We start from the raw sequence: 13,280 nt of genomic DNA, 5'->3' as shown, positions 1-13,280 counted from the left end.
TGAAAAATGGCAGTAACAAAAGCAGAAATCGTCGACATGCTCTTTTCGACCATGGGTCTCAACAAGCGCGAGGCCAAAAGTGTCACGGAGTCCTTTTTTGAGGGTATCCGCGAGACCTTGGCGAAAGGGGAAGAGGTTAAACTCTCAGGTTTTGGTAATTTTTCCCTGCGTGAAAAGAATCCGCGTCCGGGCCGCAATCCGAAGACGGGCATCGAAATCACCATTACCGCACGGCGCGTGGTGACCTTTCATCCCAGCCAGAAGCTCAAGGCGTATGTAAATGGCGATGGAGCCAGGGAGTAGGTCCAAACTAGCTAAGACCCTGCCGGCGCTGCCTGAAATCCCGGAAAAACAGTATTTTTCCATCAGTGAGGCAGCGACGCTCTGCGGGGTCAAAGCGCATGTGCTGCGCTATTGGGAGCAGGAATTTCCTCAGCTCCGTCCCCTGAAGCGACGGGGCAATCGCCGCTACTACCAAAAACATGATCTACTCCTGGTGCGGCAGATTCGCTCCCTCCTATACGGAGAGGGTTTTACCATCCACGGCGCGCGCGAGAGGATTGGCCAAGCAGTGCGCAACGATGGTCATTCTCCGCAGCTCGTCTTGGATATCGAGGTGGAAGACGATGCCCGCGAGTGCTCTCCGCAGCATTGGCGGCAGCGCCTCCAGACTTTGCGGCGGGAGCTGGAGCTGCTACGGAACCTCTGCGTGCGCAGCGATTGACCGCTGCGAAGAATCTGCGTACTCTGTGCAACTCGCGGGGCGTAGCGCAGCCTGGTAGCGCACCTGAATGGGGTTCAGGTGGTCGGAGGTTCAAATCCTCTCGCCCCGACCAATTTGCCTATAATGGTCAACGATAGTAACATTTTCCCTTTCGGCCACCATTCTGGTGGGCCAGCTGTCCATACATGCATCGGAAAAGCGAAGCGTAAGTCGACTGATCAACGTCAACTCATACAGCTATTCTTGCCGGTGGCGCAAGCATTCTCCGGAATGTGTCTCGTAAATCAGCCTCAAGATGGTCCAATAGTACTTTGGAAGCGGACTTCGCTGGCGGGCTATAGCTCGGCTTGGAAATGCTCCGGGTTGGAGACAACGGATTACTGCGGCCAGGGCCAGGGAACCCTGAGGTAGGAGCCTGCCAGATCTGAGCCAACGTCCAGGGACCATATTCGTGCATGCACTGTTATAGTGCATCATCTGCACCGAATTACAGCTATACGCATTACATCTATGCGCAAATCTGGAAACGTATGCTCTCGATAATTTCTATCAATGCATTGTTTTCGCCTTATCTTACTGCAAGATCTGGCGTATGGGTTGTTTGGGTACGAACTTTGCTTTGTCGCAACAGATGTATTCAATGCCAACCAAAGGAATCCCTATGTCGCACGATCGCTCAAGCCATCTCCGTACTCCACAGTTGGCGGCTATCTCCGCCCTATTCTTGGCTTTGCCTATGGCAAGCGGCTTGGCACTCGCCAGCCCTTTGTCACTGCCCAGTCCCCTGACCTTTTGCGCCGGCCCTCTGGGGCAATTGGACGCGCAAGGGATTGCCAGTGGCATGGCCTTCTACCAGGACAATCCCCAGGGCGCTCCAGGAACTTTGGGTGCTAAACGGGTTGGCGCGGGTGTCACCAATGGTATGGTGATCATTCAGAAAGAAAATGGTCCGATCCAGTTTTACCTGCAAGCGGGCGCCTATAGCTTCCCCACACTGGCCGCAGCCATTCCTTCCGCCTCCAGCAATATCCAGGAATTTGGGGCCCTTCCGGTGGCCTATTTGAAGGTTGCGCCTTCGTCTGATTATTCCGTCGAAATTGGGCAATTGCCGACCCTGATCGGTGCGGAGAGTGGATTCACCTACCAAAACATCAACATTGAACGGGGATTGCTCTGGGATATGGAGCCGATCATCAGTCGTGGCGTGCAGTTCAATGGCAGTGCAGGCCCTCTGAGCGCCTCGATTTCCTGGAATGATGGCTACTTCTCCAATCGATATAACGTCGTCAGTGGACTGCTGAGTTACGCGATCAATAGCGCCAACACGCTGAGTGTCTATGCTCAAGGGACGCTGGGCAAGTCACGAACGATTGCTAACGACACTGCCTACAGCCCTATCGGTAACGAGAGCCAGATTTACGGTGTAGAATATGAGTTCAGCTCGGGTCCTTGGATGATCGAGCCCTACTTCCAGTACATGCATACACCCGAGTCGCAGCGCCTGGGTATTCCGCACTCCTTTGACAACTACGGTGGCGCCGTGCTGGCAGATTACAGCTTTACCAATACGGTATCTTTGGGTGCTCGGGTCGAATACCTCCACGTCGGTGGACCACTGGGCGTCGGTTTGAACACCGGCAGTATTGCGTCAACGCTGACCGATTTGCCTGCCGATTCTCACGCCTGGTCGATTACCCTGACCCCAACCTATCAGGATGGAGCTTTCTTCGCGCGTGCGGAATTGTCGTATGTGACCGCATCTACTCCCGCAGGATTGGGATTTTCGGGAGCATATCCGCAGCTTCCCAATACCAACCAATTGCGCGGCATGGTCGAGACGGGCTTCATGTTTTGAGCAGGTATATCACACTCGCGGTTTCATTCGTGCGGTCCCAAATCTCATTCTGAATGCAGGAGACCTCTATGAAATATTCCACACAGTTTACCAAGCTGATGCTGCTGGGAGGAGCGGTAGCGCTTTCCGGTTGCGGCTTGTATGAAGTTACGCCTTGTCCAGCCGGACCAGCCCCTGTCGCGCCAGTAGCGTCTGTTATGCCACCTCCGCCGCCGCCACCGGCACCGATCGCTCCTGTGGAACGCACTGTGCTGGAAAGTAAACCGATTACCATCACCGGCATCAATTTCCAGACCAACTCAGCAAAATTGATGTCCCGGGACATCCGTACCCTGGATGAGGTGGCGGATTTTTCGAAGAAGCATCCTGAGGCGGTGCTTCATGTGAACGGATACTGCAGCAAGACCGGCAGTTATGCCTACAATTACAAGTTATCGAAGGCCCGCGCCGCAAGTGTGGCCGCCTATTTGGCGAAACATGGGGTGTCGCCCAGCAAAATGTCGGTAACCGGCCACTCCTACGAAGACCCCATCGCGTCCAACGCAACGCCAGCGGGGCGCTTTGCGAACCAGCGAGTGGAGATCAATTCCAGCATCATGGTGAAAACCACCGTCAAGTAGCTACACCACTGTGGACCGGGCCCTGCATCTCTGCATGTCGGGCTCTTTTTTTTGCCCGTTCTGCTAATTGTCCAGGCGAGGCATCGGTTCTAAAGCCGCAAAGCTTTGCGCACGGAAACGCCTTCCTGTCTGTATTGGTTGCACTATCCCTCTTCCGCTATCCACCGGTAGTAACACCCACCCCCATTCCCCTTTGGCGCTCGGAAAATCCTGGGGTGAAATTCTTCGATAGATGCTTCAATCAGGAAAGACGTCACAATAGTGTCATGAAAAGTTCATAAAACTGTCACATTGCTGCGCTATGATGCAGGTCCCAAGAAAATATTTGTGGACCGCCGACCATGCGCAATCGCCATCTTCTATGTTCCGCCCTAGCCCTGCTACCGCTGTATGGTCACGCCGATACCCTGGCGCAGATCATCCGGAATGGTTCGGTGAGTGGGGACATTCGCTCCTATTACTTCAGCAAACTGTACGGTGCGCCGACAAAGGCAAACGAGGATGCCTACAGTCTGGGCGGTATTCTCAATGCCCGGACCGGGAGTCTCGACGGTTTCAGCGCTGGGGCGAGTTTTTTTACCGCCAATAGCCTGGGGACCCACGGCAGCGACGGCAAAAACGTGGATACCACCCTGATGGGTATTGCGCCATCCATCAATGCCTTGGGGCAGGCCTATTTGCAGTATCAGATGCCCAAGCGTCTGCTCATCCGGGTCGGCAATCAGGTCATCAATACCCCGTGGATGGGACCGCGAGACTCCCGCATGCTGCCCCAGACCTTCCAGGGTGTTTTTGCCGAGCTACAGCCTTTGCCGGGCTTGAAGATCGAGGGCATGCGCATCTTCCGCTGGAAGAGCCGGACCTCCGATAATTACTATCGCGATAATCTCTATGAGGTGGTCCCCCTGGATTGGACAGCCTGCTGGAGTGATTAAGCTCTGAACCTGTTTCCATGGCGGGTCAGGCCACCAGCCTTTGTAAACCTTCTGCATAGACCACATCGGGTGTTCTGTCTCCCAGAGAGGAGTGCGGTCTTTCGGCATTATACCAGTCGAAGTAGGTCCTGAGGCCAGCTTTCAGCTCGGTTCCAGTTTCTGCTGGCCGTAGGTAGACGTGCTCGTATTTGACGGTGCGCCAAAGCCGTTCGACAAAGACGTTATCTAGGGCCCGGCCTTTGCCGTCCATACTGATTCGAATGCCGTGCTGGCGGAGTACAGAGAGGAAGGACTCCGCGGTGAACTGAGCGCCCTGATCCGTGTTGAAGATCTCGGGGGTGCCATAGCGGCGTATGGCCTCTTTCAGGGCCTCTACGCAGAAACCCGCATCAAGACTGTTGGAAACCCGCCAGGACAACACCTTACGACTGAACCAGTCCACTACGGCTACGAGGTATTGAAATCCTCGTGCCATGGGCAGATAGGTCACATCCGCGGACCAGACCTGGTGGGGACGGTCCACCGTCACGCCACGCAACAGATAAGGATATTTTGGGTGCTGGGGGTGGGGCTTGCTGGTGTGTGGTCCGGGCGCCACCGCGGCAATGTCGAGGATACGCATGGCCCGGTGTACCGTTTTGCGGTTGACCACGACATTCTCCGCTTTCAGCATCCGATGGATCTGCCGCCTACCCATGAATGGAAAGGCGGTGTAGAGGCGATCGATCGCCCGCAACAGCCCGTCGCCCATCGGCCGAGGATGCGCGCGGTAATAGACCGTACTGCGGGGCACGCCCAAAAGAGCGCATTGCCGTTGCACAGAAACTGAGGTTTGGGCCCGGTCGATCATTTGGCGCCTTTCCCGATCCGGGGCATGAGACCGGGCCTGGAGGCTAAAAAATCGCGTTCCATCTCCAGCTGTCCGATCTTCCGATACAAAGCCTGCACGTCCATGGGCTCCTCGGTCTGGGACTTTCCCCGTTCAAAGGCCGTGGCCGCATGCTCCACCAGCTGCCGGCGCCAGGCATTGATCATGGTGGGATGTACCCTAAATTCTTGAGCCAGCTCGGCCATCGTCTTATCGCCCTGCAAAGCCGCCAGGGCTACCTGCGCCTTGAATTCCGGCTTGTACTGCTTGCGTTTTCCCTTCATCCCTCGACTCCTTTCCTGAAGCCCAGAGCTTAACCCCTTGTCCAACTTTCGGGGGCCACTTCACTACTACCCGACAAATTACGACGAAGACCCTCTGTACGGGGTAAAAAAAGTAGGTCTCAAAGCGGATACGCCGGCCAGCAACGGTACGTTGGCGTTCGGTGCCCAATATTCTGTCATGGGCGCCAAATTGGCGGCCTGGTATTACAACTTCTATCAGTTCGCCAACCTGTTCTACGGCAGCGCTCAATACGGTCTGAAGATGGGCGGTGTTACTCCCTACCTCGCAGGACAGTTTTTGCGGGAGTGGGAAAGTAGCGGGATTCTGCAAAATTACCACGCGAAGCTCTTTGATCAAGAAGGGACGGTGAACACCACTCTCTGGGGCCTGAAGGCGGGCGTGAAGATTTCTCATGCCAATCTTTTCTTTGCCTACAACCAGCTCAACCCGCACGCCGACAGTTTCGGCGGGGGTGCCATCGTTTCCCCCTACGGCAATTATACCGCCATGTATGCCTCCTTCATGACGAACAATCTTCTGGCCTTTGGTCCCGGGCATGCCTGGCGCCTGGGTGCAGCCCTCGACGCGTGGCAAAAACAGATCCGTTTCCTGGCCGGCTTTGCCCATTTCAATACCAATTACGAGCGCAAAACCGATGGTGTGTATCTGGATTTGACCTATTTCCCCATACAGGTCAAGGGCCTGAGCATCCGCGACCGGGTGGCCATCGACAATGGTCTGGCAGCCTACGACGGACATTCTTACATCTATAACCGCCTGATGCTGCAGTATGCCTTCTGACGCGCCGGCGGGGCTGCAGATCGAGGGCTTGCAAGTCGAATTGGGTGGGCGGCCCGTACTCGCAGACGTCCATTTGCAGCAGGCGGCGGGGAGCTACGCCTGTCTGCTGGGGGAGTCCGGGTCGGGCAAAAGTACTTTGCTGGCGGTCATTGCGGGTCTGTTGCGTCCGCAACGCGGAACGGTTTCAGTCCATGGTCAGCAGGTGAACGGGGATAGCATCTTCATCGCTCCAGAGCGACGGCAGATTGGCATGGTGTTTCAGGATGCTGCCCTCTGGCCGCACCTAACCGTGCTCGAGAATGTACTCTACCCGCTGCGCGCGCGCCGGCAATCGGTAGATAAAACCCGCGCCATGACCCTGCTGGAGCGCATGGCCATACCTGTTGCCGCCGCTCGCCGGCGACCCCACGAGCTTTCGGGGGGGCAACAGCAGCGTATCGCCATTGCCCGGGCCATCATCGCCAAGCCCCGCATCGTGTTGTTGGACGAGCCGCTCTCGGCGCTGGATCACGGCGTGCGCGAGAATTTGCGCGAATTTCTCCACGAGCTCTTTGCCGAGGAAGGCATCACGGCCCTGCACGTCACCCATGATCCGAGCGAGGCCTTTTATCTGGGACACCGGGTCGGCGTTTTGCATGCCGGCCATCTGGAACAGTGGGACAGTCCGGAGAGCTTATACCAGCAGCCGACGAGCCTGGTGGTGGCGCGCCTGGGTGGTTCGGTGCGCGCCCTGCATGTGCCGGTTTTGCAGCATGCGGGAACGCAGGCCCTGATCCAGTGGGAAGACCGCCGCTGGCCGGTACCGGCATCTGCGGGGCTGAATGGCGCGACGCGCGCCACCCTGCTGTTGCGGCCAAACGATCTGGAAATCGATGCAGCACCTAGCGATGCCCCCGAGGCAACGGTGCGCCATTCGCACTGGCACGAAGGCCGTTATCTGCTGACGTTGCAGGCCGCCGATGGTCAGGAGTTTCTCGCCCAGTCCCGCCGGGGGGATCTGGGGCCGCGCCGGTGGCATCTGCGCCCCGATCACGGTTGGTGTATTCCCGTGCAGTCTTCCGCAAACGACCGATAGGAGTGCTTCGATGAAACGTCTAGTGATTGCCCTGCTGGGTCTGGGTCTGGCCAGTGCCGCCCATGCCGCTACCCTCACCCTCTACAGTGCCGCCCCGGCTACCCTGGCCAAATCCCTTGCCGCCGCCTTCGAAAAGAAGACTGGGGATCATGTCGAGGTCTGGACCTCTAGCACCGGCAAGGTCATGGCGCGTCTGGCCGCCGAAGCCAATCATCCCCATGCCGATGTCGTGATGGTCGCCGGCTGGTCGGCAGGACTGGATCTGGCGAAGCAGGGAATGGTCTACCCCTACCACCCAGCGGCCATTGAGAAGACCCTGGTCAAGCCTGCACAGGTGTCCGCACCTTTCCTGCCCTATGGCCTGGATACGGTGTCGATGGTCTTCAACACCAAGGCCCTGCCTGCAGGTGCCAAGCTGCCCGATAGCTGGTTTGCCCTGACCCAGCCCGAGTGGAAAGACCGGATTACGGCACCGAATCCGTTGCTCTCCGGCACTGCTTCGAGCTGGTTGGTGGCGTTTGTGGATCGGTATGGCAACAAGGCCTGGCAGTTTTTGCAGGATCTGAAGGCCAACGGCACGGTCTGGCCGGGTACCAATCATGCGGCGTTATTGCCAGTACTCTCGGGCGAGCGCAGCGGTATGCTGGAGTGTGTGGGGCATGCCGCCGTCGCCGCCAAGGCGCAAGGCAATTCGGTCTCTCTGGTCTATCCCAAAGAAGGCACGATCGTCATCCCTCGGCCGATCATGATTCTCAAATCTGCCCCGGATAAGAAGTTGGCAGAGCAGTTTGTCGACTTTGCGATGTCTCCGGCGGGGCAAAATCTGGTCGCCAAGAACAACCTCTATCCTGCCCTGCAAGGCGTTCCCGCCAAGCCCATCATGGCCAAGATGGGCAGTTTCAAGGTGACCCCCGTCGACTGGGCGAAACTGGCGGCGACGCAGCCTGCCGTGTTGGCGCGCTTCAAGAAGGACATTCTGGATCAGTGAGCCGCCTCTTCAACCATCTGTTGGTCTATGTCATCCTGGGGGTGCTGGTCTTAGCCCCCCTGGGGGCCATCATCTACGAGGCGCTACAGCCGAGTGGTGGTCAGACGCACGGGATCGCCCTGCTGCAACTCGGGGTCGACCAGCAGTTTCTGAAGTCCTTGTCCGGAACTCTGGGGATGGCCGCTCTGGCCGTCCTCTTTTCCCTGCCTATGGGGCTGGGTCTGGCCCTGCTCTTGTATTTCGTGCCACCGCGTCTCAGCCCCCTCTGGGAGGCGCTGATCCTGATTCCGTTCCTCATTCCTCCGTATCTGACCGCCGAGGCCTGGAGCCTCTTGACCGGACCCGTAGGAATGATCGAGCAGCTGACTGCCTGGCAAGCGTTGGGCACAACGCTCGAAGAGTTTTTGTTCTCGCTGGCCGGCATGGGCATGGTGATGGCCCTGCATCTCACTCCCTTGGTCTATATCCTGCTGCGAGCCGCCCTCGAGAATGGTAATCCGCGCTTGCTACAGGCAGCGCGGGTACATGGATCCTCGGCCCTGGGTGCCTTTCGTTTGGGCATTCTGCCGCTACTGCTGCCCGCGCTGGCCGCAGCAGGACTGTTGGTCTTTCTCGATACCTCAGCAGAGTTTGGCGTGCCGGCCCTGCTGGCCGGCTATGCCGGAGTGCAGGTGCTCAGCACCAGCATCGAGGCGGCCACCAACGTCTGGCCGGTGGATCTACCCAAGGCCTCGGCCATTGGCCTGATCCTCTGTGCCCTGGGGGTATTGGTCTGGTTTCTCTACCGGCCACTGGTGCGGAACAACGAGGGACGCATCCAGCGCCGTGCGCCAGCGCGCCGGGTATGGTGGAGTATCTTGCCGATTTCGATCTTTGCGCTGATCGGGGTGATTCTGCCGCTGGCTGCAGTGCTTGCAGTTTCCCTGGAAAAGGCCTTGAGCGTGGGACTACAGGCGGGCAATTTCACCTGGCACCATTATCACCATGTGCTCTCCCACAGCTCTTCTGGCCTCTCGGCCCTGGAGACCAGCCTCAGACTTTCCGCCCTGGTCGCGGTGTTTGGCATGGCATCGGCGCTGCTGGCCGCTAATCTGGTCCGCAAGGGTGGGCGCATCGCTGCCTTCGTCGATCTGCTGGCCACGCTGCCCATGGCCATCCCTGGCGTGGTGCTGGCGGTGGGCATGATCCTGTTCTGGAATGCCCCCTGGAACCAGCTTCCGGTCTTTGGACATCCAATCATCCTGGCCGTGGCCTACGCCACGGGAACTTTTCCCTTTGCCATTCGTTATGCCCGCACCGGTCTTGCGCAAATTCCCCCGCGCCTGGAGCAGGCGGGCAGGGTCCACGGTGGCTCACCCTTGCACTCGGTCTTGCGGATTCAGATACCCTTGCTTTGGCCCATGCTGGTAGGTGGGGCGACGGTGGTATTCGCCCTGTCCATGCGGGAGCTGGTGGCCTCACTCATGCTGCAGCCGGCGGGCGTGCAGGTGATCTCTACCTACATCTACGGAAATTTTCGGCAGGGAACCATTGGCAATGGTATGGCTCTGTCGGTCATCGGTATTTTCAGTTCGGCGCTCATTCTCGGTCTGGCCCGAGGAGCGCTACTTCGTCGCTAAAACCATCAGGAGAAGCATCATGCCCTGCCGCCGCCCGGTACTTTCTTTTTTCGCCTTGACGCTACTGACTGCTCTACCCTTGGCAGCCCAGGCCGTCCCGGCGGAAATCATCCTCGTGCGCCATGGCGAGAAGATCAATCCCTTTCAGCTATCGAAAATTGGCGAAGAGCGGGCGCATGCCCTGGCGCAGGTCTATCTGGGCAAGAACGCCAGTCACAGTATCCTGCCCAAGGGCGAGGAGCCGGCAGCCCTGATGACGGTCACCCTCCATACCATCGAAACCATGACCCCCACGGCGTTGAGCTGGAGGATGCCGGAGACGGCCTACACGGCGGTACCGGAATACTTCCAGACGGAGAAGCAGAAAAAGGCGCAAGAAACCCAGCGCACCCAGGAAGCTGCCTACACTCTTCTCCATGACCCCAAGTATGATGGTAAGGTAGTGATCGTCATGTGGGAGCACGCCCGTATTGCCAGCCAAAAACTGGAGGAGCATTTCCCCGATCAACAAGTCACTTTTCGTCAGCTTTTGCATCTGGCCAAGCTCCCCGGCGTGCCAAAAACCTGGCCCAAGCACACCTTCGATTATTTCTGGATCGTGAAGTATCAGGGCAACAATCCTGATCCGGTATCGTTTCAGATGATCAAGCAGACCTATACCGGAAAATATGCCAATCTACCGCAAAACGACTGGGGAAAGCCGGAGTAATTGCTCTGATATGCAGAGATTTGCTTTGGCCTCTGTTGATGCCATATCCCACCTGTCCGCGTACTTACCGCTGCGAGGTCAGGAGGGATTTGGCTTCAGGGTGCCGCGTCAGAAGGGATTCCATTTTCGCTGCCTAATAAATGCATCATAAAAATGGCCCCGTATTACCGGGGCCGAATTTTCTACTGATAAAAGAGCTGGAATCCGCGTTTAGAAGTTTGCGGTCAAGCTGACGTAAAAGGTCCGAGGTTCGCCAGGTAAACCGATCAAATCTCCCTTGGTGTTGGGGCCATAGGTGCCACCGCTACTGATGTATTCGTAGCTGTTGTAACGATTGCCCGCTACGTTGAGCAGATCAACATCCACCGCAATATTTCGGAAGTATTGCAGGTGCATCGGGATCTTGCTGTGTAGCGCCAGGTTCAGCAAGGTGTAGGCCGGAAGTTTGGCAGTTGGCGATGGCGATTTGGTGATGCTGTCGTAAAGCGCCTGCGGTCCGGTGTATTGGACCCAGATACGTGGCTCAAGTAGAAAACCATAGACAAAACTCTTGGCATAGGCGCCGATATTGAAGGTGCTGTCCGGGACATTGGCCACCGGTAGTCCAGAGTAGTTTTCCTTGCCGTTGTAATAGTTGCTGAAATGCGCCTGCTGCAGGGAGAGGTTCCCGAAGAGGTGCAGCCAATAGATGGGGTTATCAACGGCATAGAGATTGACGCCCTGATAGTCTGAGGTACCGAAGGCGTTGATGACCGTGCCGTCGGCCTCGGTGATCGGTAGGTACTGATCAGAAAAGCGGGTAAAATACCAGTTGGCGCTGAATAGGAAATGATGCAGGAAGCCGTCATGCTGCACATGCACCTTGAAGCCCGCCTGATAATTCTGCCCTTTTTCGAGGCTGATGGAGTTGCCGGGAAGTTTCTGGAACGGACCACCACCACCGCCGAAGGCCGGGATCTGGTTCGCTTCGGAATAGCTGGCGAAGAGCGCCAGATGCTGAATGGGGCGCCAACTGATGTTCACCGATGGCTCCACCGCGTTCAGGCTGCGGGAGTCTGCCGGGAGCTTAGATTCATTCCCCTTGGGATAGAGAACAGTGGATTCCGGGAAGGTTTCCGTGGTGTAGGGGGTGTAATTGAGTTGCCACTGTTCCACCCGCACCCCCGGAGTGATATCGAAGGTATGGGCAATATGGATTTTATCCTGGAAGAATGCCGACAGATTGGTCACATCCAAAAAGTCACTGCGATATTTGTCGTTGGGCACGAAGCGGTTGGCATTATAGGGAGGGTAACTGCTGAAGAACGCATTTTTGGAGTTGTCCCGCGCCTTGATGAAGTAGCCACCAAAGGCCAACTTGTTATAGGGCAGGCGGGTATCGAACCACAGTTTGTCGCCATAGGTTTCGCTGTGCGGGTCATTGTACTCGTTGGTATTGGGCGCGCCCACGGCAAATGAGGCATAGCGATTGTGCAGACGATGTCCATAGCGATACCAGATATCATTATGGAGCCAGGTCTTGGTACCGATATCCACATTCAATTTGTTATAGAACATCCAGGTACTGTTGGAATCGATTTTGTACGGGGCGGCATTGTAGAAGCCGGAAGTCTGTTCGCTGTAGAGCGGCCCCGGAATCGGCTTGCCGGTTTTGTAATCGTAGCCATTGATAGTCGTGCCCGAGGCTGGGCTCAGCGGGATGTCATAGGGCTTGTATGCTGAGCCCGAAGCAAGATAGGCGCCAAAGCTATCGTCACCGGTATGGAAGGTCTTCCTGATCTTGAGGAACCAGGCATAACTGTGGCTGGGTAGGACCACGCCGGAGGGGCTGTACAGGGTCGTTCCGGCGGGTACTCCGAGGAAGCTGTTGCCGCTGCTCACGCCGCCTGCCAAAATCGCCGAAAAGCCATCCACATTGCCGGTACGCAGATCAAAGTGGATGTTTTTGAAGTCATAACTGCCATAGCGTATACCGACACTGGCACCCGGTTTGGCGGTAGGCTGCAAGGGGACGAAATCGATACTGCCGCCAATATTGTTGTACCAGCGGTTTTCCGGATTGCCTGGCCCGTAGGTGACATGGATCCCCTGAATCAGGGAGGATTGGTTCACCTGCGGTGACTGCCAAAGTCCAGTAGCCGGGTTGTTCATGGGAATGCCGTCGAATTCGACGGCAATGCTGTGCGCGGCTTCGGAACCTTTGGGGTTGCCCCAGCCTTGCTTGATGCCATCGATACTGATCTGGGCCTTGGCGGCACCGGTCCCGTAGCTGGCCAGCACGTTCACGCCGGGGGCGTAACTAAGCATCTGCGCGCCCCCAGCGGCGGGCCCTGCAGCCTCGATTTCGGCGCGCCCCAGCACTTTGCTGGAGATTCCCGAGCGAAAGATCTTTTTCTGTGAGGGCAACAGGGGGGTATGCCCAGCGTAGGCCGATTGCGTCACTGCGTTGCTGGAGACCTCTCCCACATTGACCGCCTGGTGTTTGTGGTGCTTGTGATGCTTTTTATGGTGATGGGCAGTATTGTCCTGGGCGCTGGCAACAGCGCTATAGGACAGGGCGGCGGCTAAGGCAATGGCAAGAACGTGCCAACGTGGTGTACAGGCGGACATCGAGGTACTCCTTTCGTAGCGGTTGCGTGAAAATTTTTATGAAGGCTCAAAAGGTACCAGAGGAGTGTTACAGTATTGTGAACAATTCATGACAAAATCATGATATTTTGGATTTTCTTTTTATGGATGCATAAATGCATTCAGAAGATGAGCGAGGTTTGTCGCTGCGACCGACAACCTGAGCCAGCATC

The 13,280-nt window shown here is 57.0% G+C and carries 12 protein-coding genes and 1 tRNA gene; 11 read left to right on the top strand and 2 right to left on the bottom strand.

Annotation, left to right across the window (positions count from 1 at the left end):
- Nucleotides 1-6: 6 nt before the first annotated feature.
- From MQE22_RS10820 to MQE22_RS10795, 6 genes are all read left to right on the top strand, one after another.
- Complete coding sequence (locus MQE22_RS10820; RefSeq protein ID WP_215871613.1) at nucleotides 7-303, top strand: integration host factor subunit alpha; 297 nt, start codon at nucleotides 7-9, stop codon at nucleotides 301-303.
- Complete coding sequence (locus MQE22_RS10815) at nucleotides 281-724, top strand: MerR family transcriptional regulator (RefSeq protein WP_226827390.1); 444 nt, start codon at nucleotides 281-283, stop codon at nucleotides 722-724. The genes MQE22_RS10820 and MQE22_RS10815 overlap by 23 nt, the downstream gene beginning before the upstream one ends.
- Before the next feature lie 35 nt (nucleotides 725-759).
- Nucleotides 760-836, top strand: a tRNA-Pro gene (locus MQE22_RS10810).
- Between the two features lie 549 nt (nucleotides 837-1,385).
- Nucleotides 1,386-2,579, top strand: coding sequence for an outer membrane beta-barrel protein (locus tag MQE22_RS10805; RefSeq protein ID WP_215873013.1), 1,194 nt, complete (start codon nucleotides 1,386-1,388; stop codon nucleotides 2,577-2,579).
- A 68-nt stretch (nucleotides 2,580-2,647) separates the two neighbouring features.
- Nucleotides 2,648-3,199, top strand: coding sequence for an OmpA family protein (locus MQE22_RS10800; protein WP_215873012.1), 552 nt, complete (start codon nucleotides 2,648-2,650; stop codon nucleotides 3,197-3,199).
- Between the two features lie 341 nt (nucleotides 3,200-3,540).
- Nucleotides 3,541-4,134, top strand: coding sequence for an OprD family outer membrane porin (locus MQE22_RS10795; protein WP_255789733.1), 594 nt, complete (start codon nucleotides 3,541-3,543; stop codon nucleotides 4,132-4,134).
- A 25-nt stretch (nucleotides 4,135-4,159) separates the two neighbouring features.
- Here MQE22_RS10795 and MQE22_RS10790 read toward each other — a convergent pair.
- Nucleotides 4,160-5,286, bottom strand: a protein-coding gene (locus MQE22_RS10790) for an IS3 family transposase (RefSeq protein ID WP_483190451.1) whose coding sequence is annotated in 2 segments (ribosomal slippage) — nucleotides 4,160-5,017 and nucleotides 5,020-5,286 — 1,125 coding nt in all. Because the reading frame shifts where the segments join, the coding sequence is not laid out codon by codon here.
- Nucleotides 5,287-5,323: 37 nt separating this feature from the next.
- On the opposite strand from MQE22_RS10790, the gene MQE22_RS10785 reads away from it, so the two are divergent.
- From MQE22_RS10785 to MQE22_RS10765, 5 genes are read left to right on the top strand one after another with little or no spacing between them, the layout of a single operon-like run.
- Nucleotides 5,324-6,088, top strand: coding sequence for a hypothetical protein (locus tag MQE22_RS10785; protein ID WP_255789731.1), 765 nt, complete (start codon nucleotides 5,324-5,326; stop codon nucleotides 6,086-6,088).
- Nucleotides 6,078-7,163: an ABC transporter ATP-binding protein gene (locus tag MQE22_RS10780; RefSeq protein WP_255789730.1), complete on the top strand. Its 1,086-nt coding sequence runs from the start codon at nucleotides 6,078-6,080 to the stop codon at nucleotides 7,161-7,163. The genes MQE22_RS10785 and MQE22_RS10780 overlap by 11 nt, the downstream gene beginning before the upstream one ends.
- A gap of 10 nt (nucleotides 7,164-7,173) precedes the next feature.
- A complete protein-coding gene (locus MQE22_RS10775) occupies nucleotides 7,174-8,151 on the top strand; it encodes an extracellular solute-binding protein (RefSeq protein ID WP_215873009.1) in 978 nt (325 codons plus the stop codon).
- Nucleotides 8,148-9,770 carry an ABC transporter permease gene (locus MQE22_RS10770; RefSeq protein ID WP_215873008.1) on the top strand — a complete coding sequence of 541 codons (1,623 nt, stop codon included), beginning with the start codon at nucleotides 8,148-8,150 and terminating at the stop codon, nucleotides 9,768-9,770. The genes MQE22_RS10775 and MQE22_RS10770 overlap by 4 nt, the downstream gene beginning before the upstream one ends.
- Before the next feature lie 19 nt (nucleotides 9,771-9,789).
- On the top strand, nucleotides 9,790-10,479 hold the full coding sequence (locus tag MQE22_RS10765; RefSeq protein WP_215873007.1) for a hypothetical protein: 690 nt from the start codon (nucleotides 9,790-9,792) through the stop codon (nucleotides 10,477-10,479).
- Nucleotides 10,480-10,689: 210 nt separating this feature from the next.
- Here MQE22_RS10765 and MQE22_RS10760 read toward each other — a convergent pair whose 3' ends face one another.
- Nucleotides 10,690-13,089 carry a TonB-dependent receptor gene (locus tag MQE22_RS10760; RefSeq protein WP_215873006.1) on the bottom strand — a complete coding sequence of 800 codons (2,400 nt, stop codon included), beginning with the start codon at nucleotides 13,087-13,089 and terminating at the stop codon, nucleotides 10,690-10,692.
- Between the last annotated feature and the right edge of the window lie 191 nt (nucleotides 13,090-13,280).

This window comes from Acidithiobacillus sp. YTS05, from assembly GCF_024396695.1.
Taxonomy (GTDB): Bacteria; Pseudomonadota; Gammaproteobacteria; order Acidithiobacillales; family Acidithiobacillaceae; genus Igneacidithiobacillus; species Igneacidithiobacillus copahuensis.
Note: the sequence above shows the minus strand (reverse complement) of the source record. Positions and strands in the feature narration are given on the sequence as shown.

Bases quoted from the DNA above. Each gene is read 5' to 3' on its own strand.
- MQE22_RS10775 (WP_215873009.1), top strand. From the start codon at position 7,174: ATGAAACGTCTAGTGATTGCCCTGCTGGGTCTGGGTCTGGCCAGTGCC.
- MQE22_RS10820 (WP_215871613.1), top strand. From the start codon at position 7: ATGGCAGTAACAAAAGCAGAAATCGTCGACATGCTCTTTTCGACCATG.
- MQE22_RS10795 (WP_255789733.1), top strand. From the start codon at position 3,541: ATGCGCAATCGCCATCTTCTATGTTCCGCCCTAGCCCTGCTACCGCTG.
- MQE22_RS10805 (WP_215873013.1), top strand. From the start codon at position 1,386: ATGTCGCACGATCGCTCAAGCCATCTCCGTACTCCACAGTTGGCGGCT.
- MQE22_RS10800 (WP_215873012.1), top strand. From the start codon at position 2,648: ATGAAATATTCCACACAGTTTACCAAGCTGATGCTGCTGGGAGGAGCG.
- MQE22_RS10765 (WP_215873007.1), top strand. From the start codon at position 9,790: ATGCCCTGCCGCCGCCCGGTACTTTCTTTTTTCGCCTTGACGCTACTG.
- MQE22_RS10815 (WP_226827390.1), top strand. From the start codon at position 281: ATGGCGATGGAGCCAGGGAGTAGGTCCAAACTAGCTAAGACCCTGCCG.
- MQE22_RS10760 (WP_215873006.1), bottom strand. From the start codon at position 13,089: ATGTCCGCCTGTACACCACGTTGGCACGTTCTTGCCATTGCCTTAGCC.
- MQE22_RS10780 (WP_255789730.1), top strand. From the start codon at position 6,078: ATGCCTTCTGACGCGCCGGCGGGGCTGCAGATCGAGGGCTTGCAAGTC.